Below are 21659 nucleotides of genomic sequence, written 5' to 3' on the forward strand. Positions count from 1 at the left end.
TTGGCCGCACATGACGACTTATGTGGTGCACCGCAACGGCCGGGACGCGACCGCCGGGGAGCTGGCGGCGGTCGCCTTCGGCAGCCCCGCCCACTTCACCGCCATGCAGGTACGCGGCGGCCTGATCCGGGGGTTCGATCTCCATCTGGCGCGGCTGCGGGCCGCCTCGCTGGAGCTGTTCGGGCGGGCGACGCCGGACGACGAGGTCCGCGCCCATGTGCGGGCGGCGCTGGCGGCGAGCCCCGCCGATGTGTCGCTGCGGGTGCTGGTCCACGCGCCGGGCGATCCGTTCGCGGCGGAGGCGGGCGAGCCCGAGGTGCTGGTGCGGACGGCGTCCGCCGGGCTCCCGCCGTCGGGTCCGCTGGCACTGGCGGCGGTGGCGCACGAGCGGTTCCAGCCGGCCGTCAAGCACGTCGGGGAGCCCGCGAAGCGGTTCTTCCTGCGGCAGGCGGTGGCGGAGGGGTTCGACGACGCCGCGTTCGTCGACCGGGAGGGGCGGCTCAGCGAGGCCACGGTCTGGAACCTCGCGTTCTGGGACGGTACGGCGGTGGTGTGGCCGGTCGCCGGGATGCTGGACGGCATCATGCAGTCCCTCGTCAAACGGCAGTTGGCGGCGCTGGGCGTACCGCAGCGCGAGGCCGAGGTGCGGGCCGGCGGCCTCGCCGGGTGGGCCCGCGGGGCGGTGGTGCTCAACTCCCGGACGCCGGCCGTCGCCGTCCACCGCATCGGCGCGGAAGTCCTGCCCGACGCACCGGATTTCGTGGCGCTGCTGCACCGCGCGCATGAGCGGGAGACGCCGGTGGCACCGTGAGGTGCACCGGCGCTGAGCTGGGGAGATACCCGAAGGCGGGTCGGATCCGGACGGGCGCGTCCGACCCGGCCGGGGCCCTCGCCGGACGGTTTCGGGCCTTCGGCGGAGGGGCGTTGTCAGACCCTTCGGTTACGTTGCCCGCATGACGGAATTCGTGATGGTGGCAGGGGCCTGGCTCGGGGCCTGGGTGTGGGACGACGTGGCGCGGCTGCTGCGCGCGGCAGGGCACGGCGCCCATCCGCTGACGTTGAGCGGCCTCGCGGAGAAGCGAGGTGTCCCGGCCGGGCAGCAGACCCATGTGCGGGACATCGTCGACGAGATCACCCGGCGGGATCTGCGCGAGGTGGTCCTGGTCGGGCACAGCTACTCGGGCATACCGGTGGGTCAGGCGGCCGAGCGGATCGGCGGGCGGCTGTCCCGGGTGGTCTTCGTCGACTCCGAAGTGCCCGTCGACGGCGAGTCGTTCGTCTCCGGCTGGTGGGAGGGGCCCGAGCGGCTGGCCGAGGCGCTCGCCGCGAACGACGGCTGGTGGGCGCCGCCGACCGCCGCGGATCTCGCCGGTCAGGGGCTCTCCGACGGGCAGATCGCCCGTCTGGTGGCGGGTGCCACGCCGCATCCGGGCGCCTCGCTGTCCGAGCCCGCGACGCTGACCGGCCCGCTCGGCGCGCTGCCCGCCACCTACGTCAAGTGCCTGCTCGACGGCCCGGAGCCGAACGCCACGGTGGCCGAGCTGCTGGCACATGGCGCCTGGCGCCGCGCCGATCTCGGCACGGGGCACTGGCCGATGGTGTCGCAGCCGGAGGAGCTGGCCCGCGTACTGATCGATGCGGCGGAGGGGCGGGGGTAGCGGAGCGGGTCCGGCGGTCTCACGGGGCGGGGCACCGCGCGATTCCAGGTCCCCGCACCGTGCCTGCGTGCGGTGCGCCAGGTCGGCGGGCGGCCGGCCGCCCGGCTCCGCGGGCCCGGCCGCCGCACGGGGTGGCGGCGGAGGGGCGGCGCCGCACAGCCGTCCGGTGTGCGGCACCAGGCAGGCGCGGGCCCGGATGTCCGGGCCCGCGGCCCCGTCTCACGCCGCCTCGGGCCCCTCTTCCGGAGCCGTGGCCGACCGCGCCGCCAGATCGGACCACCGCACCGTCCGGTCGCACCAGCGCTCCAGGAGCGTGCGGTCGTGGCCGACGGCGAGGAGACCGGCGCCGGTGCGGGCGCGGTACTCCTCGACGACGGTGACCAGCGCGGCGGTGGTGGAGGCGTCGAGCATCGCGGTCATCTCGTCGCAGATCAGCCAGCGGGGCTCCAGCACCAGCGCGCGGGCCAGGCAGGCGCGTTGCAGTTGGCCGTCGCTGACCTCGTGCGGGCGGCGGGTCAGCAGATCGGCGGTGAGGCCGACGGCGGGGGCCAGTTCCGCGACGGCGGCGGGCGCCTGCGCGCGGCGGCCGGTGGCGCGCAGCGGTTCGGCGATGAGGTCGGCGAGCCGCAACCGGGGGTCGGCGGAGAGGCGGGGCTGCTGGAAGACCACACCGAAGGAGGTACGCAGGGCGCGGGGGGCGCGGTGGCGCCAGCCCGGGGCCGTCACGCCGGCGAGGGTGACCGTCCCGGCCTCCGGCCGGTGCAGCAGCGCCGCGACACGGGCCAGGGTCGACTTTCCGCAGCCGCTCGGGCCGAGCAGCCCGACCGACTCGCCGGGCCCGACGGTGAGGGAGACACCGGTGACGACCGGGCGCCGCCGTTCGTATCCGGCGGTGATGTCACGCAGTTCGAGCACGGCGGTCGTCCTTCTCCCCGGACGTCCCGGGGGCCTCGGCCGGCTGCTGGCCGGGGTGCGGATGGTGGCAGGCGACGCCGTCCGACGGTTCCGGGCGCACGGCGCACCGGGTGTCCGCGCGGGCGCAGCGGGCGGCGAAGGCGCAGCCCTCCGGCAGGGCGCCCAGTTCGGGCGGGAGTCCCGGGATCGGGGTGAAGGCGCGGCCGGGCAGCGCGTCGAGCAGTCCGCGGGCGTACGGGTGGCGGGGCCCGGGGGCGCCGAAGAAGGCGGCGGCGTCGGCGTGTTCGACGATCCGTCCCGCGTACATGACGGCGACGTGGTCGGCGATCCGCTCGGCGGCGGCCAGATCGTGGGTGATCATCAGCAGTGCCCGCCCGTCGTCGGCGTGGGCCCGGAGCGCGTCGACGGTGTGGTCGACGAGGTCCCGGTCGAGGCCGGTGGTGGGTTCGTCGGCGAGCAGCAGGCGGGCGTCGCCGACCAGTGCGAGGGCGCTCGCCGCGCGTTGGGCGAGACCGCCGGAGAGCTGGTGGGGGTAGCGGTCCAGGTGGTCGAGGGGGAAGGCGGCGCGGGTCGCGGCCCGCTCCGCCGCCGCGCGCAGCGCCGCCCGCGCCGCGCGCCGCCCGGTGCGCCGCCCGGTGGGCCCGCCGGTGATCGCGCCGTTCGCCGCACCGGCCGCCGCGCCGGCCTTCGCTCCGGTTTCCCAGGCCCCCAACTCCCGTACGGTTTCCTCCAGTTGGGCGCGGATGGTGCGGACGGGCGTGAGGTGGGCGGCGGGGCTCTGCGGGACGAGGCCGATGCGGCGGCCGCGGACGGTGCGGGCCAGGTCACGTTCGCCGGCGGTGAGCAGTTCCACGGCGGGCGCGCCGTCGGCGGCGGTCAGGTGGGCCGCGCCGGACGTCTCGGCGTTGCCCGGCAGCAGGCCGAGCAGCGCGGAGGCGAGGACCGACTTGCCGCAGCCGCTCTCCCCCACCAGGGCGAGGCAGCTACCCGGCGCCAGGTCGAAGGAGGCGCCGGAGACCGCGTGGACGTGGTGGCCGCCGCGCATCCGGAAGCGGACGGACAGCTCCCGCACCGACAGGACGGGGGCCGGCGGCGCGGTGGTGCGGGGCGCGGTCACAGCATCAGCTCCGATCGGCGGCGGGGGTTGATCCGCTCCCGCCAGGCACCGGCCAGACCGGCGAGGGCGAGGGTCGGCACGATGAGGAAGAGACCGGGGAAGAGCGTCGGCCACCAGGCGCCGGCCAGCAGCGATCCGCGGGCGGCGTTGACCATGATCCCCAGGCTCGCCTCGTGGGCCGGAAGTCCCAGACCCAGGAAGGAGAGCGCGGACTCGTGCCAGATGGCGTGCGGCACCATCAGCACGGCGGCGAGCCCCGCCTGCGGGAGCACACCGGGCAGCAGATGCCGTACGACCACCCGCCACCGGGAGGCGCCGCCGGAGACCGCCGCGTCGATGTGCGGGCGGGAGCGGAGCGACAGCACCTCGGCGCGGACGATGCGCGCCGTGGACAGCCAGTGGGTCAGCGCCACGGAGAGGATCACCGGCCAGACGCCGGGCCGGAACATCGCGACGATGAAAATACCCAGCAGCAGGTGCGGGACGGACGAGAAGAGGTCGACGAGCCGCATCACGGCGCGGTCGGCCCAGCCGCCGAGCGCTCCGGCGAGCGCGCCGACGGCGGTGCCGAGCCCGACGGCGACGAGGGCGGCGACCACCCCGACCAGCAGGGAGACCCGCAGCCCGTAGACGCAGCGCAGCAGCAGGTCGCGGCCGACCTCGTCGGTGCCGAAGGGATGGGCCCAGGACGGTGCGTGGAGTTTCCGCGCCAGGTCGACGGACTGGCTGTCCAGCGGGCACAGCAGCGGGACGACGAGGACGGCGAGGACGACCGCGGCGACGAGGACGGCGCTGACCCGGACCCGCACGGTGCGGGTCCGCCGCTGCCGGCCCGCGCCGGGGCGGCGGTGCCAGACCACCGCGTTCGCGGCGGCGTCCGGTCCGGGGAGCGTCGCGGTGGTGTCCCGCCCGGTGGTGGTGTGTGTGTCAGCCATCGAAGCCCACCCTCGGATCGGCGAGACCGTACAGCAGGTCGGAGAGGAGGTTGCCGACGAGGACGGCGGCGGTGGCGAGGACGGTCAGGGCGGCGAGCAGCGGGAAGTCGACGGCGGTGGCCGCCTCGACGGTGGCGGCGGCGATGCCCGGCCAGCTGAAGACCGTCTCGACGAGCAGGGCGCCGGTGATCAGTTCCGGTACCCGGGAGCCGATGAGGGTGAGGACCGGCAGCAGTCCCGAGCGGAGCGCGTGGTGCAGCAGCACGGTGCGTTCGCGCAGGCCACGGGCGCGGGCGCCGCGTACCGGGTCCTCCTCCAGCGCGTCACCGACGCCCTGGCGTACGTAGAGCACGAACCACGGGAGCTGGGAGACGGCGAGGACGACGGCGGGCAGGGCGATGTGGCGGGCGATCTGGCCGGGGGTGGCGAGGTCGGTGCCGGTGTCGGTGAGGCCGCCGGCCGGCAGGACGCCCAGTTTCAGGGCGAACAGCCAGACGGCGAGGAGGCCGAGCCAGAACGGCGGGGCCGCCTCCAGGGTGTAGGCGAGGGAGGTCACGGTGCGGTCGAGGAGTCCGCCGCGGCGGCGGGCGGCCGCCACGCCGAGGGCGGTGCCGACGGCGACGGCGAGGACGAAGGCGAGCGCGCAGAGCAGCACGGACCAGCCGAGGCGTTCGCCGATGACCTGCGTGACGGGGGCGCGGAGCGTGGCGGAGTCGCCGAGGTCGCCGGTGAGCGCGGCGGTGAGCCAGTGCCACCAGCGGCCGATCAGCGGCTGGTCGACGCCGAGGTTGTGGCGCAGTTGGTCGAGGTTGGCCTGCGAGGCGGTGAGCCCGGCGTCGCCCGCGTAGGCCCGTACCGGGTCGAAGGGCGAGGCCGCGGCGACGGCGAAGACCCCGAAGGTGACGGCGAGGAGGACCGGCACGGCGAGCAGCGCCCGCCGGCCGGTCATCCGTGCCATCGCCGCCCAGGGCGGGGAGGTGCGGGTGATCACGCGGCGGGCTGCCAGTCCTCGACGTTCCACCAGGGACCGGAGGCCAGACCGTGGTCGTGCGGCTCGGTCTGGGTGGTGAGGCCCTTCCAGCGGTCGGCGACCACGTAGACGTGATCGACATGGGTGAGGAAGGTGTAGGCGGGGTTGTCGGCGAGGCGGCGCTGGACGGCGTCGTAGGCGGCCTTGCGGACGTCCTTGTCGTCGGTGCGGCGGGCCTCGGTGAGCTTGGCGTCGACGGTCTTGTCGGCGTAGCGCGACATGTTGTTGAAGCCGTCACCGGCCAGCGAGGAGTGGAGCAGCAGGTACTGGTCGAAGTCGGGGTCGGCGGGGCTGCCGCCGCCGGCGAGGACCGCGTCCTTGGCCATCCGCGGCTCGATGACCTCCCAGGTGCCGGACTCGACCTTGGCCTCGATCCCGGCCTTCTTGACGTCGGAGGCGAAGGCGAGGGCGTGTTCCTGGCGGAGCTTGTCGCCGGAGAGGTACCAGAGGGTGAAGGAGGCGCGCTGGTGGCCCTTGACCCGGATGCCGTCCGGGCCCTTCTTCCATCCGGCGTCGTCCAGGATGCGCTCGGCCTTCTTCAGGTCGTACGGGCGCTCGGTGCCCTTCGCGAACCAGGGGCTGTCGGTGGGCACCGGTCCGTAGGCGGGCTTTCCGGCGCCGTTGAGGATGCCCTTGACCATGGCCTGGCGGTCCACGGCGAGGTCGAGGGCGCGGCGGACGGCCTTGGCGCCGGTGACCGGGTTGCCGGTGGGGAGGGTGACGTTGCGGTAGTCGAAGGTCTTGGCGGTGACGGTGGTGCGGTCCTTGTCGCCCTTGAAGGTGGCGGCGAGTTCCGGCGGCAGGATGGCGCCGTCGAGGTCGCCGGAGCGCAGCCGGGTGGCGCGGATGTCGTCGTCCTTGATGATCGCCATGGTGAAGTTCTTCACCTTCGGCGCGCCGCCCCAGTAGTGCGGGTTGGCCTTGAAGGTGAGCTTCTCGCCCTTGGACCAGTGGGTGAGGACGTACGGGCCGGTGCCTATCGGCTTGGTGGTGAACGCGCCGTGGTTGATGTCCTGCTTGCCCGCGATGTGCTGCGGGGCGATGGGCAGGACGGTGCGCTCGGCGAACGGCGCGTAGGGGTACTTGAGGTGGAAGACGACGGTGTGGTCGTCCTTCTTCTCGACGTTCTTGAGGGCGTCCAGCTCCGCCTTGGAGGCGTTGTTGGTCTTGCTGTCGAGGATGGTGGAGTAGGTGAAGACGACGTCGTCGGCGGTGAAGGGCTTGCCGTCGCTGAAGGTCACGCCCCGGCGGAGGCCGAAGGTGTAGGTCCGGCCGCCGTCGGTGACCTTCGGCAGCGCCGTGGCGAGCGCGGGCTTGAGGCGCATCGCGGCGTCGTGCGTGAGCAGCCCGTCGAAGATCTTGGAGTTGCCGTCCTTGCCGTAGCCGAGGAGCGGGCTGAGCGTCTCCGGTTCGTACGCGATGCCGACCACCGCGGAGTCCGGGCTTCCGCCGGCGCTCTTGCCGCCGCCCGGTGTGGAACAGGCCGCCGCACCGAGCGCGAGACCGGCCGCCAGCGTCACCGCCGCGGCTCCCCGTAGGGCCCGGACCGTCATCCTCATCTCCTCTGCACAGGAAGCGCTACTGCATAGTCAGTGCAATTAAATCGTATGTAAAGGTGCCGCCATGAGGGGGGCCGGTTCTGGTAATGGCTCCGTGATCATGGCGAGGGCGGGCGCCGGAAGTGCGGGCCCCGCCCGCCGTAGCCGTTCCGGCGGAAGGGCCCGGGTGGCGCACTGTGCCGTCGGACGGGGACGGGGCGTCATGAGCGGTGATCACGGGGACGGAACGGACCGGGAGCGGGCATCCGGCACCTCCAGGTGGATCTCGCCGCCCGGATCCGGTGGCGGTGCGACCGCGGGCAGCGGAAACCGGAGGAGTGCGGCGGCGTGTTCCGCGCCCGGCCGCGGGTGCCGCCGTCACGCTCCCGCCCGTCTCGCGCCGCCGCGCGTGCCCGCCGGGCCGGACCGCGTCCCGACGGCGACCCCGGATCCCGAACGCCCCTAGGGTGCGGGGGAGATCACGCACCCCAGGGGCGAGGAGAGTGACGGACGTGGCGTACGGCCGGGATGAGGCACCGACGCGCAGGCGGATCCTGCTGGGCATGTCCGCGGCCGGGGCGCTGCTGGCCGCCGGCTGCTCGGCGGAGGCGGAGGGGGAGAAGAAGGACGGCAAGGGCGGCGCCTCCGCGTCGCCGGACACGGGGCGCGCGCCCAGCGGGGTCCTCGCCGCGAACTTCAACGAGGATCCGCGCGGCACCACCCTCGACCGACTGAAGGGTGTACAGGCCGGCTGGGTCCGCGGTTTCGTCCCGATGCCGGAGGTCGAGGACGGGGCGGCCGGGCGGCAGCGGGCCGTCGCCATGCTGCTGACGGCGCACCGCGCCGGTTACGGCACCGTCCTGTCGCTGAAGTTCCCCTCCGCCCACCGCCCGCTGCCCGCCCCCGGCAGCGCCGCCATGGACGCCGAACTGCGCCGCCTCGACCAGGTCCTCGACGCCACACTCGGCAGCGTCGACATCCTCGGCATCGGCAACGAGCCGTTCCTCGAAACCCGCGCCGAGGATCAGCGCCGCGGCCGGCTCAACGCCTTCTACGAGGCGGTCGCCCGGCACATCGCCGAACGCCGCCGCACACGCTTCCCCGACGGCTGCCGCACCCGCCTCTACATGGGCGCCCTCAACCGTCTGGAGGACCCGGCCACCCACGACGCCGCGCACGACCGCTGGATGTCGTTCGTCCGTGCCACCCGTGAGATCGAGGGCGTCGACATCCACCCCCATGTCGCCGCGATCGGGGACACCGAGGCGTATCTGCGGTACGTGCTGCCCCGGATGCGTCCCGAACAGCGCTTCCTGGCCACCGAGTTCTCCCTCGTACGGCTGTGGCGGAAGCATCTGCGCGACCCCGTCCCGGCCGCGTTCGCGCGCCGTCGCGGTATCGCGGCCGGGACGCCCGTCTGGCAGGCGCTGCGGGACGCCGCCGCGCGTCCGCTGCCGGCGGCGGACTGGAAGGAACTGCTGCTCGGCAGCGGCTGGTTCGGCGCGCACCGGTCGTTCCTGACGAACCAGATGCGGCGGTTCCGGGCGACCGGCCGCCTCACGGTCGCCGCGTACGGCATCGCCCAGGGCCCCGCCATGGTCCGTGACATCGGCCCGGACACCGTGCCCTGGCTGCTGAACAGCGTCTACTCCAACCTCACCGCGCAGCCCGCCGACGACGGCACACCGGCCCCGAATCCGGCCTGGTACGACGCGTTCCGGTCCCTGCAGCGCGCCGAGGACCGGCTGCCGGTGCGGACCGGGACCGTCCCGGTCTGACCGCGGACCGCGCCGCCCGCCGCGGCGAAAGGTCATGAATCGGTAATGCCGCCCGCATCGGGCGCAACCCGTGGTGTGCCCCGCCCCTCTGGAGGGGTGCGGGAGGCAGGCGCACGGGGGCCGCTTCCCGGCCGTCACCAGGAGTGCACGACGCGACGCCGGTGGATGCCGCTTCAGGGGAGCTCCACGGGAAGGGAAGTCCATGACCAGGACGGATATGACCGGAACGACGAGAGCCGCAACGCACGCGCCGAGTCTGCGGCGGGCGGCCGTGACCGGTGCGCTGGGGCTGGCCACGGTGGCGCTCGCCGCCGTACCCGCCCATGCCAAGGGCAGTACGGAGGTGACGGCGCCGCACACCGCGGCCGTCGGCAAGACCTTCACCGTCACCGCGCGCGGCGACGATGACGCCGCCTCCTACCTGCGGATATGCCTCCAGGAGCGCGGCGGCGGGCGGGCGTGGCACCAGGTGGCCTGCGGCGCCGTCGCCGAGCGGGGCGGCCCGGAGGCGCGGGCCACGGCGCACCCGCGGAGCGCGCGCCGCGGGCCGGTGGAGTTCCGCGCGGTGCTGTACGCGCTGACCGGGCCGCACGACCGGCACCCCCGGACGTCGCGGACCTCCGCGGTGGCGACGGTGCGGGTGCGCTGAACGGGCCGGGGTCCGGGTCCGCCGCGCGCGGGCCCGGACCCCGGTGACCAGGGCCGGCGGTACCGGTCAGGCGCCGGCCGTCACCAGCGTGAGCTGCCATTTCGTCAGCGCCTCGGTGACCGGCTGGAAGACCGTCATGGTGTCACCGCCGCTGCTGCACGTCGCGGTGCCGCCGCCGGAATGGATACCGACCGCCTTCGGGTCGCCGGGCTGGGTGACGTACGAGCCGCCGGAGTCGCCCGCGGTGGAGCAGGCGTCGGTGAAGGACATGCCGTCGACCACCGCGGTGCCGTAGTCCACGGTCTGGTCGACGGCGGTGATCTCCCCACAGTGCCAGCCGCTGGCCTCCCCGGAGCGGCACACGGAGGTGCCGACCACACCGTCCTGCGCGCCGGTGACCGCGACCGGGGCGCCGCCCTCGCCCGCCACGTCGGCGCTCAGCTTCCAGTCCGCCTGGTCCACGTCGACCAGCCCGAAGTCGCCCTCGCGGTCGTCGACGCTGTGGGTGCCGCCGCGGTTGGAGGTGCCGACCCGGCTGCCGTCCTTGCCGTACGCCGCCTGGTCCGGGGTCTCGGTGCAGTGACCGGCCGTCAGGAAGCCGCGGCGGCCACCGCCGGTCACCGAGAAGCCGATGGAGCAGATGCCCTCGTCGCCCGGCATCCACTTCTCGCCGCCGACGACGGTGCCGCCCTGCTGGCGCGGCGCGTCGGCGGTGCGGACGGCGCGGACCGCGATGCCGGTGGGGGCGCCGAGCTGCTGGGCCTCCTCGACGAAGGAGTCGGTGGCGGCGGTCCGGGTGCGGGTGTCGACCCGCACCGTGAGCGCGTTGGCGCGCTGGTCGACGCCCCAACCGGTCACCCCCGGCACGCCCTTGCCCGCCTTGGCGTCGATCTGCTCCAGCAGTGCGCGGAGCTCGGCGCGGCTGTGGGTGACGCGCTGCGCGACGGCACCGGCTTCCGTCACCAGCCGGGCGTCGGCGTCCTGGGTGACCGCGACGACGAGCTTGCCGCTCTTCTTGTCGAACCACATACCGGCGGCGCGGTCGGCCAGCGCCCGGCGCACCGCCTTCGCCGCGCGCTCCGCCTCCGCCTCCTGCGCGAGCCGGGCCCGCGCCTGATCCGGCGTCAGGCCGAGGTCCCGCTGCATCGCGTCGAGCATGCCGCGCTGGGCGGGCGGGCTCGGGTCGGGGGACGGCGCGGCGTGCGCCGTGGCGAGCGGGACGACGGCGGCCAGGACGACGGCGGCGGCCGCGCCCCGGACGGCGGCCTTGCGGTGGCGACGGTGCATGAAGCTCTCCTCGCGGGTCGGATACCTCGGCCCGACGAGCCTCCCCGTCCCCGCCACCGTCGGCGCGGGCACGATCGGACGGGATGATGGTCCGATGACATCCGACACGCGGTACTCCGGCCCCGGGCCGTGCGGCCCCGACCCGTTCGGCGGGCTGCCCGCGGCCCTGCGCGACATCGCCTACTCGGCGGCCCGCCATCCGGGAACGGTGTCACCTGATGGGCCGTCACCGGACAGCGGTGGCGGCCCCGATCTGTCGGCGGGCGCCAACTGCCAGCTCTACGCGTACGCGGTGCTGCGCCACCACGGACTGCTCGCGCCGCCGCTGCGCTCCTCGGACCTGTGGGCGGACACCGCCGCCACCCGCCGCGTCGCGGTCGCCCGCCCGCTGGACCTGGTGCTCTTCGACGGCGGGCCGGTCCCCGGCCGCCCGGCGGCGTACGGCGCGCACGTCGGGGTGCACCTGGGCCCGGACCGGGTGCTGCACCTGTGCAAGGAGGCCGGGCGCCCCGCCGTATGGCGCTACGCGGACTTCGCGGCGCGCCCGCGGTACGCGCGGCTGGTGGGGATCAAGCGGGTGGTACGGAGGGTGGCGGAGGGGGAACGGGAGCCGCGGGCCGGAGACGGGCCGGCGAGCTGAGGCGGGGCGGGGCGGCGGGCCGGGGCGGAGGCGGCGGGGCTGACGCGGGGCCGCCGGACGGTCCGCCTGGTTCGAGGGGGCGTCCGGCGGTTCCTCCGAGCGCGTCCGGCCGCACCGCTCCGGAAGGACGACGGGCGGCACGCCGGAACTGCCGACGGCACCGGGCTCCCCCGCCGAACGGACCGGACCGAGGTGTCCGTCCGGCGGCGCCCGGCGCTCCGGTGCCGGTGGCACGTACCCCGTGGGGCGGCACCGGGCTCCCCGTGAGCGTGCCGCTCTCAGAAGCCCCCGCCGAAGCCGTCCCCGCCGCCTCCGCCACCGCCGCCGAAGCCGCCGCCGTCCCCGAAGCCGCCGCCGAAGTCGTCCGGGTCGAAGTCGGAGCCGGAGAAGTCGCCGCCGTCGGTGCCGCCGAGGTCCGCGCCGTAGGCGTGCGGGGCCGTCATCACGTTGCCGAGCACGGTGCCCACCAGCAGGGCGGGGAGCACTCCGCCGCCGAAGTAGCCGCCCGCCCAGGGTGCGTAGGCGGGGCCGGCGTCCCAGTAGGGGCGGTCGCCGTCGGCGGTGCGGACGGTGCGGGCCAGCGGTTCGCGGCCGTCGTCGAGGCGCGCCTTGTCGGCGGCGCAGACCGGGACGGTGCGCGCCGCGCCGCCCTCCGGGGCCCACGCCACGTCGACCACGGACGGTCCGTGCCGCGGGTCGAAGAAGCACGGCAGGCGCCGCTCGGGCAGCGGGGCGCCGGTGCGGCGGGCCGCCAGCGTCGCGAGCGCGAACCGGCCCTCCTCCAGCGCCTCGGTCACCGCCCGCACATCGCCCGGCTGCCCGGCCGCCGCCATCGCCGACTTGGCGCTCTCGTACGCGTCGAGCGCGCGGCCGTAGTCGGCGCGCATCGCGTCGTCGGCGCCGGGCTCGCCGGGCCGGAAGTCCAGCCGGTCCAGCTCCTCGCCGAACGCGGTGATGTCCTCGTCGACGACGACCCGCAGATCCTCCAGGGCGGCGCGCTCCTGTTCCGCGCGGCGCCGCCGGTTGCGGCGGGTGACGGCGTACGCGCCACCGGCGCCGACGACGGCCAGCACGCCCAGCCCGACGAGGATGCCGGTGCCCGGTCCCCCGCCGCCACCGCCCTCCCAGGCGGCCGGGGCGTGACCGTTCGCCTGCTGGACGGCGGTGTCGACGAAGCTGTTCAGCCGCTCGTCGACGGACGGGTACGAGGAGCGCTTGACCGCGCCGACGAGGTTCTGCACCGCGCCGCGGGACATCACCCGGGGATCGGCCCCGGCGTTGAAGCCGTCGCCCAGCTCCACGGCGTAGACGCCGCTGATGCCGGTCTTGGTGCGCAGATCGCGCAGCAGGGTGTCGGGGCGGTACTCGGCGGCGCGGGGCAGCACCGCGACGAAGACCGGCTTGCCGGAGTTCTCGATCTTCTCGGCGAGGGCGTCGGCCTTGGCGCGGGGCAGCAGCGAGGCGGCGCGCGGATCGACGTAGACCGGGCCCTTGCGCAGGGCCGCGGCGGCCTCGTCGAGCCCGCCCGCCGCACGGGCCCAGGGCGCCGGTGCCGCGACGGGCACCAGCAGCGCGGCCAGCAGGACCAGGAGAGGCAGGAGCAGCACACGGCGGCTGACGGTCTTCATGCTCACGACGCTACCCGAGCGGTGTATTCAAGACATCAGCCGCGACGGAGGGAAGCGGTGCCAGGCGTCCGGGCGCCGCTCCGGACGCCGGTCCCGAGGGCCGGGGCGGGCGGTGGGCGCGGTGTGTTCCGCCGCCCGCCCCGGGCGGTCACGGCGCGGGCAGCTCGACCAGCTCCGCCAGGGCCGCGCGGTGGCGGCCCGGGGCCCCGAGCGCGCTCTCGTCGCTCTTGGCCCGCTTGAGGAAGAGGTGCACCGGATGCTCCCAGGTCATCCCGGTGCCGCCGTGCAGTTGGAGGCACTCCTCGGCGGCCCGTACCGCGACCGGCGCGCAGTACGCCTGGGCCACCGCGACCGCGACCGGGGTGTCCGGGCTGCCGGTGGCCAGCGCGTCGGCGGCGTTGCGGGCGGCGGCCCGCGCGGCGGCGATATCGAGCCAGAGCGCGGCCATCCGGTGTTTGAGCGCCTGGAAGGAGCCGACGGGGCGCCCGAACTGGGTGCGGGTCCCGGTGTACGCGACGGCCGTGGTCAGGCACCATTCGGCGATCCCGAGCTGCTCGGACGCGAGGAGTCCGGCGCCCGCGGTGAGCGCGCCGCGGACCGCCGCGACGGCGCGTTCCCCGGTGGCCAGCGGCGTTCCGGCGGCGCCGTCCAGGGTGAGCGCGGCCAACGGACGGGTCAGGTCCAGCGGGGTGAGCGCGGTGGTGGCGACGCCCGCGGCGGACGCGTCGACGGCGTACAGCGCGGGGCCCCGCGGTCCGTCGGCGGGGACGAGCAGCACCTCGGCGCAGCGGGCGTCGGCGACGGTGGTGACCGTGCCGCGCAGGGCGCCGTCCGCACCGGCCAGGACCGTCGGCCGGGCGGCCGGGAACGCCTGGTAGGGGGCGGTGGGCAGCGGTACGGCGAGGACGCCGACGGCGCCGGCGGCCAGCCGGGTCAGCAGCCCGGCGACCGGCTCCCGGGCGGTGTCGCAGCCCAGCAGCGCGCTGACGGCGATGACGGCGCTGGTCAGATAGGGCACACGGGCGACGGAGCGGCCGGTCTCCTCCAGGACGACGGCGGCCTCCCGGGCGCTCGCGCCCGCCCCGCCGAACTCCTCGGGGACCAGCAGTCCGGCGGTGCCGATGCCGCCCGCCAGCGCCTCCCACAGTCCCGTGTCGCAGGGGCGGCCCGCTTCGAGGTCGGCGAGGACGGTGGCGGGGTCGCTGCGGGCGGCGAGCAGCGCGCGGACGGAGGCGCGCAGATCGTCCTCGCTCCCGCCGTAGAGCAGGTCCGGTACGGGTGTCCCGTCGGTCATCGGGGGAGGTCCTTCCAGGCGACGTCCTTGTCGGTGCGCGGCTCGGGCGGCAGTCCGAGGACGCGTTCGGCGACGATGTTGAGCAGCACCTCCGAGGTGCCGCCTTCGATGGAGTTCCCCTTGGCCCGCAGATAGCGGTACCCGGCCTCGCGTCCGGTGAAGTCGACGGCCTCGGGGCGGCGCAGCGTCCAGTCGTCGTACGTCAGCCCGTCCTCGGCGAGGAATTCCAGGTTCCAGCCGCTGATCTGCTGGGCGAGGCGGGCGAAGGCCAGCTTCATGCCGCTGCCCTCCGGACCCGGGGCGCCCTTGGCGAGCTGCTGGCGCAGCCGTTCGCCGGTGAGCCGGGTGACCTCGGCGTCCACCCAGAGCGTCAGCAGCCGCTGGTGGAGGTCGTGGGTGCGCAGTTCGGGGCGGGCGCGCCAGTCGGCGGCGGCGATGCCGATCATGCCGCCCTCGCGCGGGGTGACGGCGCCGCCGATGGCGACCCGTTCGTTCATGAGGGTGGTGCGGGCCACCTCCCAGCCCTGGCCGACCTCGCCGATCCGGTGACTGTCGGGCAGCCGGACGCCGGTGAGGAAGACCTCGTTGAACTCCGCCTCACCGGTGATCTGCCGCAGCGGCCGGACCTCGACGCCCGGGGCGGTCATGTCGCAGAGGAAGTACGTCAGGCCCTGGTGCTTGGGGAGCGCGGGGTCGGTGCGGGCGACGAGGATCGCCCAGCGGGCGAGGTGAGCGCTGGACGTCCAGACCTTCTGGCCGTCGATCACCCAGTGGTCGCCGTCGCGGACGGCGCGGGTGGCGAGGGCCGCGAGGTCGGAGCCGGCGCCCGGTTCACTGAAAAGCTGGCACCAGACCTCCTCACCGGTCCACAGCGGCCGCAGATGGCGGCGCCGCTGCTCGTCGGTGCCGTGGCGCAGCAGGGTGGGCGCGGCCATGCCCAGGCCGATGGCGATACGGCCGGGGTTGTTGTCCGGGGCGCCCGCGGCGGCGAGTCCGGCGTCGACGACGGGCTGGAGGGCGCGCGGTGCGTCGAGCCCGCCGAGCCCCTCGGGGAAGTGGACCCAGGCGAGCCCGGCGTCGAAGCGGGCCCGCAGGAAGTCCAGGGGTGCGGTGGTGGCGGGCGGATGCGCGGCCAGCAGCCGGGCGGTGCGCTCGCGCAGGTCGGCGGCGTCGGTCATCGGGAGCCCTCCGCGCCGGGGACGACGACGAGGCGCCCGGTGGTGGTGCCGTCGGCGACGCGCTGCACCGCGTCGGCGGCGCCTTCGAGCGGTACCCGGTCGCCGATCAGCGGGGCGACGGCGCCCTTGGCGGCCAGTTCGGTGAGGGCGTCGTGGCAGGCGTCGACGGCGCGCGGGTCCTTGGTGTTGTACAGCCCCCAGTGGAGGCCGAGGATCGCGTAGTTCTTCACCAGGGCGTGGTTGAGGGCGGGGGTGGGGATCGCGCCGCCGGCGAAGCCGACGACGACGATGCGGCCCTCGAAGGCGACGCATTTGGCGGATTTGGCGTACGCGTCGCCGCCGACCGGGTCGTAGACGACGTCGGCGCCGCGGCCGTCGGTGGCGTCCTTGACGGCGGCGACGATGTCGTCGGCGCGCCGGTCGAGGACGAGGTCGCACCCCAGGTCACGGGCGATTCGGGCCTTCTCGGCGCCGCCGGTCACCCCGATCACGCGGGCGCCGGCGGCCTTGCCGAGCTGCACGGCGGCGCTGCCGACGCCCCCGGCCGCGGCGTGCACCAGCAGGGTCTCCCTCGGCTGGAGGCGGGCCCTGCGGTGGAGGCCGAACCAGCCGGTCTGGTAGCCGATGTGCAGGGCGGCGGCGCCGGCGTCGTCCAGCGAATCGGGCGCCGGGCGGACGGTCGCCGCGTCCACGGCCACCCGTTCGGCGAACCCGCCGTCCGGCAGCGGCGGCTGGGCCAGCACCCGCTGCCCGACCGTGCCGTGCGCGCCCTCGCCGACGGCCAGCACCTCGCCGCAGATCTCCACGCCCGGGGTGAACGGCAGCGGCGGCCGCACCTGGTACTGGCCGCGGCAGAGCAGTGCGTCGGGGAAGTTGACGTTGGCGGCCCGGACCCGCAGCAGCAGTTGCCCGGGGCCCGCCTGGGGCTCCGCCACCTCCTCCAGCCGCATCACCTCACGCGGTTCGCCGTTCGCGTGTACGCGCCATGCCTTCACCAGGTGCCTCCCGGGCCGTCGGTACGCGGAGGACGCGCCGGACCGTGGGGCTCCGGCGCGCCACGGGCATACTAAGCGGTCGGTATGCCGGAGGGAACAGCTTCCGGAAACCGTCCGCCGGGCACGTCCGGCGCCCGGCGCACCGGTCGCGACCTGGCACGGACGGGTGCGGTGGACCGTTCCGGGCGCCTTCGCGGTGCTCGCCGGCGCGGACCGGGCCAGGCCGGGTCAGGCCGGGAGGCGGGCTGCCGGCGGGCTGCCCGTCCGCCTGTTCACGGCCGCCTTGCCGCCGGTGCGTCGGCCTCCTGCGTCGCGGCCCAGGTGGCGAGCAGCCGCAGCCCTTCTTCGGACGCCGAGCCGGGTTCGGCGGTGTAGACGGTGAGGGTGAGGCCGGGTTCGGCGGCCATCTCCAGGCCCTCGTAGGCGAGGGTGAGGTCACCGACGGCCCGGTGGTGGAAGCGTTTGGTGCCGGTGCCGTGGTGGCGGACGTTGTGGGCGCCCCAGCGGGTGCGGAACTCGTCGCTGCGGGTGGACAGCTCGCCGATGAGGTCGTGCAGGTCCTTGTCGTGCGGGTCGCGTCCGGCCTCGGTGCGCAGGATGGCGACGGCGATGTCCGCGGCCTCGTCCCAGTCCGGGTAGAAGGCCCGCGAGGCGGGGTCGAGGAAGTTGAAGCGGGCCAGGTTCGCCTGGTTGCCGGGCGCGGCGTGGACGTCGGCGTAGAAGGCGCGGGCGAGTTGGTTGGCGGCGAGCAGGTCCATGCGGCCGTTGCGGACGAAGGCGGGTCCGGCGGTGATCGCGTCGAGGGTCCATTGCAGGCTGCGGTGCGGCGTCCAGGCCCGGGTGGCGCGGCGGCGGGGCCGGGTGAGGGCGTCGGAGCCGTCGGCGGTGTGAGCCAGGTTCAGCAGATGGGCGCGTTCGGCATCGTCGAGCTGGAGGGCGCGGGCGACGGCTTCGAGGACGGCCGGGGAGACACCGGCGAGGTTGCCGCGTTCGAGTTTGGCGTAGTACTCCACGCTCACATCGGCGAGGGCGGCGACCTCGCTGCGGCGCAGGCCGGGGACGCGCCGGCGGCTGCCGGAGGGCAGTCCCGCCCGCTCGGGGGTGATTTTCGCGCGCCGCGAGGTGAGGAACTCGCGGACCTCTGCTCGGTTGTCCACGCCTTCGACGGTACGTCCCGCCCGCCGCCGCAGGGAGGTACCGGCAGTACACCCCTCAACGGTGTCTCGCTCCCCGCGCCGGGAGCGGGTTACCTGGATGACGTGGTGCTTTCCGCCCGCCCCGGCACGGCGGACGCGCACCCGGCCCTGCACTCGGCGGCGGCCCCGGACCTCCGGCGCCCCGCCCCGGTACACGAAGGAACCCCTCTCATGCGCGGCACGGTCCTGCACGCCCCCGGCGACATCCGTTTCGAGAACCTGGACGATCCGAAGCTCCTCCACCCGACCGACGCGATCATCCGGACCGCCGTGACCTGTGTGTGCGGCTCCGATCTGTGGCCCTACCGCGGGGCGGAGCCGGTCGGCGAGCCGCATCCGATGGGGCACGAGTACGTCGGCTTCGTCGAGGCGGTCGGCTCCGGGGTGACCTCCGTCAGGCCCGGTCAGTTCGTCGTCGGCTCCTTCGCCACCTCGGACAACACCTGCGCGAACTGCCGTAACGGCTTCCCGTCGAACTGCGTGCACCGCGAGTTCCTGTCCACCTGCCAGGCCGAGTACGTCCGCATCCCGAACGCGCAGGGCACCCTCGTCGCCACCGACGGAACCCCCGACGAGCGGTTCTGGCCGGGGCTGCTGGCCGTCTCCGACGTCATGGGCACCGGCTGGTGGGCCGCCGACGCCGCCGAGGTGAAGCCCGGCTCCACCGCCGTCGTCGTCGGCGACGGCGCGGTCGGCCTGTGCGGTGTGATCGCCGCGAAGGAGAGGGGCGCGGAGCGGATCATCGCCATGTCCCGCCACGAGCCCCGGCAGGAACTGGCCCGGGAGTTCGGCGCCACCGACATCGTCACCGAGCGCGGCGACGAGGGCGTCGCCCGGATCAAGGAGCTGACCGGCGGAATCGGCGCGGACAGCGTGCTGGAGTGCGTCGGCACCGCCCAGGCCATGCGGCAGGCTCTGCACTCCGCCCGCCCGGGCGGCAGCGTCGGCTTCGTCGGCGTCCCCCACGACGTCGCCGTGGACGGACAGGAGCTGTTCTTCTCCCACGTGGGTCTGCGCGGCGGCCCCGCCCCCGTACGCCGCTACCTCCCCGACCTCATCGACCGCGTCCTGACCGGCGCGATCGACCCGGGCAAGGTCTTCGACCTCACCCTCCCCCTCGACCAGGTCGCCGAGGGCTACCGGGCCATGGACGAACGCCGCGCCGTCAAGACCCTCCTCACGCCCTGACCTCCCCCTCTGCCGACGACCGGGAGACGGAGCACCCCTGCTGCCGCCCGCCCGGTCCTTTCCCGAAGGATCTACCGTGACCACATTCGCCCTCGTCGGAGCGGGGCCGGGGCTGGGCCTCGCGGCCGCCCGCCGCTTCGGCGCCGCCGGCCACCGCGTCGCCCTCATCTCCCGCGACGCCCGGCACCAGGAGGAACTGGCGGCCGAACTGGCCCGGGAGAACATCCACGCCCGCGGTTTCCCCGCCGATGCCCTCGACCCCGCCTCCCTCACCGCGGCCCTGCACGAAGCCTCCGGCACGCTGGGGCCCGTCGAGATCCTCCAGTTCAGCCCGGCGCCCCGTGGCGACTTCATGAAGCCGGTCCTCGACACCACCGCCACCGATCTGGACGATCCGCTGGCATTCTCCGTCAAAGCTCCCGTGACCTGCGTGAACGCGGTCCTGCCCGGGATGCGGGAGCTGGGCCGCGGCACCCTGCTGTTCGTCAACAGCCACAGCGCCGTACGTCCCCGTCCCGATCGGGCCGGCACCTCGATCGCGTTCGCCGCCGAGAGCGCCTACGCGACGATGCTCCACCATGCCCTCGCCGGTGAGAACGTCCACGTGGCGCAACTGATCGTCCCCGGCGCGATCCGCCCGGACGCCGAGCACTCCAGCCCGGAGGCCCTGGCCGAGCGCCTGTACGCCATGCACACCGGACGCGGCGCCTTCCGGCACTACGCCGAGCCCATGCCCGCATGACGACCCCGGGAGTCCCCTCATGGCCCCCACCGTCCGCCGCGGCCCGGTACGTGCCGCTCCGGCAGCCGCCGTACTGCTGGCCGTGACCGCCTGCTCCGGCGCCCCGCACGAAGCCACTCCGCCCTCCGTACCGTCCGCGTCCGCCGGGCGGCAGGAGACGGCGGCGCCCGCCCCACCAGCCCCCTCGTCGCCCGCCACCGGCAGGAGTACCGCGATGAACATCCGGGTCACCCTCGACGACCGCCCCGTCGACGCCACCTTGAACGACAGTCCCGCCGCCCGCGACTTCGCCGAGCTGCTCCCGCTGACCCTGAACCTCACGGACTTCCACGGCACCGAGCGGATCGCCGACCTGCCGCGTGCGCTGCGCACCGCCGGCGCCCCCGAACCGGCCGCGGCCGAGCCCGGCGACATCGCCTACTACGCGCCCTGGGGCAACCTGGCCCTCTTCCACCGGAACGGGCCCGCCGCCTCCGCGGATCTGCTCATCCTCGGCCACCTCGACGTCAGCGCCGACCGGCTCGGCCAGGCCGAACGCATCACCATCGAAGCCGCCGCCTGACCTCCGCGGCTTCCCCTGAACCTCAGAGGAAGAGAAATACCCCTATGCCTTCCGCAGCCGACACCCGGCAGGGCAAGCTGCCCGCCGTCGTATGGGTGCTCGCCGCCGGCACGTTCCTGATGGGAACCACCGAGTTCGTCATCGCCGGGCTGCTGCCCGGCATGGCCGGCGGTCTCGGCGTCAGCGTCTCGCACGCCGGTCTGCTGATCACCGCCTTCGCCGTCGGCATGATCGTCGGCGGTCCGGTCATGGCCCTGGCCACCCTGCGTCTGCCGCGGCGGCGGACGCTCGTCCTGGCCCTGGCCGTCTTCGCGCTCGGGCATGTGATCGCCGCCCTCAGCGGCTCCTTCGCCGTCGTGCTCGCCGCGCGTGTCGTCACCGCTCTGGCCACCGGGGCGTTCTGGGCCGTCGGCTTCGTCATCGCCACCGCCGCCGCGGGGCCCGGCCGCTCCACGCACGCGGTCGGCGTCATGATGGGCGGCCTGACGCTGGCCAACGTCATCGGTGTGCCGATCGGCTCCCTCACCGGGCAGTTCACCGGCTGGCGCGGCCCCTTCTGGGCCCTGGCCGTCCTCGCCGCCCTGGCCGCCGTCTTCGTCGGCAGGTTCCTCCCCGCCGACGAGCGGCGCGCCGAGGTGTCCGTGCGGGCCGAGGTACGCGCCTTGCGGCAGGCCCGCCTGTGGCTGGCGCTCGCCGCCGCCGCCTTGATCATGGGCGGTGTCCTGGCCACCTACACGTACATCACGCCGCTGCTGACCGACCGCGCGGGCATCTCCGCGAGCGCCGTCCCCCTGGTCCTGATCGTCTTCGGCATCGGCGCGCTGGGCGGCAACACCCTCGGCGGCCGTCTCGGCGAGCGCCACCCCATGGCCACGACGCTCACCGCCGCCGCGGCCACCGCCGTCACACTGTTCCTTCTGATACCGCTCTCCAGCGGTCCCGTCACGGCCGTCGCCCTCGTCTTCCTGATGGCGCTGACCGGGTTCACCGTCAACCCGGTCGTCACCTCCCTCGCCGTCCGCTTCGCCGGCGACTCCCCCACCCTCACCTCGGCCCTGACCACCTCCGCCTACAACACCGGCATCGCCGCCGGGTCCGCGCTCGCCGGCCGGGCCTTGGGCTCCTCCCTCGGTCTGAACGGCCCGGCCCTGGTCGGCGCCGTCTTCGCCGCCCTCACCCTGCTTCCGCTCACCGCCCTCGCCCTCGGTGGCACAGGACGCCCGGCGCGGATCGTCACCCGGCACACCGGCGCCGCCGCACACCAGGACGCGGGCGCGGCGACGCCCCTGACCCCACGCTGACCCTCAACTCCGCCCCGTACAGACCCTT

Annotated in this window: 20 protein-coding genes; 9 read left to right on the plus strand and 11 right to left on the minus strand. The window is 75.1% G+C overall.

The window, feature by feature from the left end:
- Window positions 1–10 precede the first annotated feature (10 nt).
- Window positions 11–811, plus strand: coding sequence for an aminotransferase class IV (locus ACGH2B_RS01605; protein WP_399082836.1), 801 nt, complete (start codon window positions 11–13; stop codon window positions 809–811).
- Window positions 812–953: 142 nt separating this feature from the next.
- Window positions 954–1658, plus strand: a complete 705-nt coding sequence (locus tag ACGH2B_RS01610) for an alpha/beta fold hydrolase (RefSeq protein WP_399082839.1) — start codon at window positions 954–956, stop codon at window positions 1656–1658.
- A 219-nt stretch (window positions 1659–1877) separates the two neighbouring features.
- Here the strand turns inward: ACGH2B_RS01610 and ACGH2B_RS01615 are convergent, their stop codons facing one another.
- From ACGH2B_RS01615 to ACGH2B_RS01635, 5 genes are all read right to left on the minus strand, one after another.
- Entirely contained in the window at window positions 1878–2573 is a 696-nt protein-coding gene (locus ACGH2B_RS01615) for an ABC transporter ATP-binding protein (protein WP_399082842.1), read from the minus strand.
- A complete protein-coding gene (locus ACGH2B_RS01620; RefSeq protein WP_399096618.1) occupies window positions 2557–3618 on the minus strand; it encodes an oligopeptide/dipeptide ABC transporter ATP-binding protein in 1062 nt (353 codons plus the stop codon). Before ACGH2B_RS01620 ends, ACGH2B_RS01615 begins: the two co-directional genes overlap by 17 nt.
- A gap of 68 nt (window positions 3619–3686) precedes the next feature.
- Window positions 3687–4625, minus strand: coding sequence for an ABC transporter permease (locus ACGH2B_RS01625; protein WP_399082845.1), 939 nt, complete (start codon window positions 4623–4625; stop codon window positions 3687–3689).
- Window positions 4618–5583 carry an ABC transporter permease gene (locus ACGH2B_RS01630; RefSeq protein ID WP_399096621.1) on the minus strand — a complete coding sequence of 322 codons (966 nt, stop codon included), beginning with the start codon at window positions 5581–5583 and terminating at the stop codon, window positions 4618–4620. The genes ACGH2B_RS01625 and ACGH2B_RS01630 overlap by 8 nt, the downstream gene beginning before the upstream one ends.
- Before the next feature lie 29 nt (window positions 5584–5612).
- The gene (locus ACGH2B_RS01635; protein WP_399082848.1) at window positions 5613–7208 is read right to left on the minus strand and encodes an ABC transporter substrate-binding protein; all 1596 of its coding nucleotides are present in this window, start codon (window positions 7206–7208) and stop codon (window positions 5613–5615) included.
- Between the two features lie 497 nt (window positions 7209–7705).
- Between ACGH2B_RS01635 and ACGH2B_RS01640 the strand changes: the two genes are divergently transcribed.
- Together ACGH2B_RS01640 and ACGH2B_RS01645 are read left to right on the plus strand one after the other, a co-directional pair.
- Window positions 7706–8971, plus strand: coding sequence for a hypothetical protein (locus ACGH2B_RS01640; RefSeq protein WP_399082851.1), 1266 nt, complete (start codon window positions 7706–7708; stop codon window positions 8969–8971).
- 202 nt (window positions 8972–9173) lie between these two features.
- Window positions 9174–9620, plus strand: coding sequence for a hypothetical protein (locus tag ACGH2B_RS01645; protein WP_399082854.1), 447 nt, complete (start codon window positions 9174–9176; stop codon window positions 9618–9620).
- Window positions 9621–9686: 66 nt separating this feature from the next.
- On the opposite strand, the gene ACGH2B_RS01650 is transcribed toward ACGH2B_RS01645, so the two are convergent.
- A complete protein-coding gene (locus ACGH2B_RS01650) occupies window positions 9687–10907 on the minus strand; it encodes a S1 family peptidase (protein ID WP_399082856.1) in 1221 nt (406 codons plus the stop codon).
- Window positions 10908–11001: 94 nt separating this feature from the next.
- Between ACGH2B_RS01650 and ACGH2B_RS01655 the strand changes: the two genes are divergently transcribed.
- Window positions 11002–11547: a cell wall hydrolase gene (locus ACGH2B_RS01655; protein WP_399082859.1), complete on the plus strand. Its 546-nt coding sequence runs from the start codon at window positions 11002–11004 to the stop codon at window positions 11545–11547.
- A gap of 278 nt (window positions 11548–11825) precedes the next feature.
- Here ACGH2B_RS01655 and ACGH2B_RS01660 read toward each other — a convergent pair whose 3' ends face one another.
- The 5 genes from ACGH2B_RS01660 to ACGH2B_RS01680 all read right to left on the minus strand — a co-directional run bounded on the left by ACGH2B_RS01660 (window position 11826) and on the right by ACGH2B_RS01680 (window position 17799).
- Window positions 11826–13175 carry a hypothetical protein gene (locus tag ACGH2B_RS01660; protein WP_399082862.1) on the minus strand — a complete coding sequence of 450 codons (1350 nt, stop codon included), beginning with the start codon at window positions 13173–13175 and terminating at the stop codon, window positions 11826–11828.
- A gap of 148 nt (window positions 13176–13323) precedes the next feature.
- Window positions 13324–14469 (minus strand): acyl-CoA dehydrogenase family protein, encoded by a 1146-nt coding sequence (locus ACGH2B_RS01665; protein WP_399082865.1) that lies wholly within the window; start codon window positions 14467–14469, stop codon window positions 13324–13326.
- Window positions 14466–15647: an acyl-CoA dehydrogenase family protein gene (locus ACGH2B_RS01670; protein WP_399082868.1), complete on the minus strand. Its 1182-nt coding sequence runs from the start codon at window positions 15645–15647 to the stop codon at window positions 14466–14468. The genes ACGH2B_RS01665 and ACGH2B_RS01670 overlap by 4 nt, the downstream gene beginning before the upstream one ends.
- On the minus strand, window positions 15644–16642 hold the full coding sequence (locus ACGH2B_RS01675; RefSeq protein WP_399082871.1) for an NADPH:quinone oxidoreductase family protein: 999 nt from the start codon (window positions 16640–16642) through the stop codon (window positions 15644–15646). Before ACGH2B_RS01675 ends, ACGH2B_RS01670 begins: the two co-directional genes overlap by 4 nt.
- A gap of 272 nt (window positions 16643–16914) precedes the next feature.
- Entirely contained in the window at window positions 16915–17799 is an 885-nt protein-coding gene (locus ACGH2B_RS01680; RefSeq protein WP_399082874.1) for a helix-turn-helix transcriptional regulator, read from the minus strand.
- Window positions 17800–18009: 210 nt separating this feature from the next.
- Between ACGH2B_RS01680 and ACGH2B_RS01685 the strand changes: the two genes are divergently transcribed.
- The 4 genes from ACGH2B_RS01685 to ACGH2B_RS01700 all read left to right on the plus strand — a co-directional run bounded on the left by ACGH2B_RS01685 (window position 18010) and on the right by ACGH2B_RS01700 (window position 21631).
- Window positions 18010–19026, plus strand: coding sequence for a zinc-dependent alcohol dehydrogenase family protein (locus ACGH2B_RS01685; protein ID WP_399082877.1), 1017 nt, complete (start codon window positions 18010–18012; stop codon window positions 19024–19026).
- 76 nt (window positions 19027–19102) lie between these two features.
- On the plus strand, window positions 19103–19768 hold the full coding sequence (locus tag ACGH2B_RS01690; protein WP_399082881.1) for an SDR family NAD(P)-dependent oxidoreductase: 666 nt from the start codon (window positions 19103–19105) through the stop codon (window positions 19766–19768).
- 19 nt (window positions 19769–19787) lie between these two features.
- Complete coding sequence (locus tag ACGH2B_RS01695) at window positions 19788–20330, plus strand: cyclophilin-like fold protein (RefSeq protein ID WP_399082884.1); 543 nt, start codon at window positions 19788–19790, stop codon at window positions 20328–20330.
- 44 nt (window positions 20331–20374) lie between these two features.
- A complete protein-coding gene (locus ACGH2B_RS01700) occupies window positions 20375–21631 on the plus strand; it encodes an MFS transporter (protein WP_399082887.1) in 1257 nt (418 codons plus the stop codon).
- Window positions 21632–21659: the final 28 nt, after the last annotated feature.

Origin of the sequence: Streptomyces sp. BBFR2 (genome assembly GCF_044497305.1) — a bacterium.
Lineage (GTDB): Bacteria > Actinomycetota > Actinomycetes > Streptomycetales > Streptomycetaceae > Streptomyces.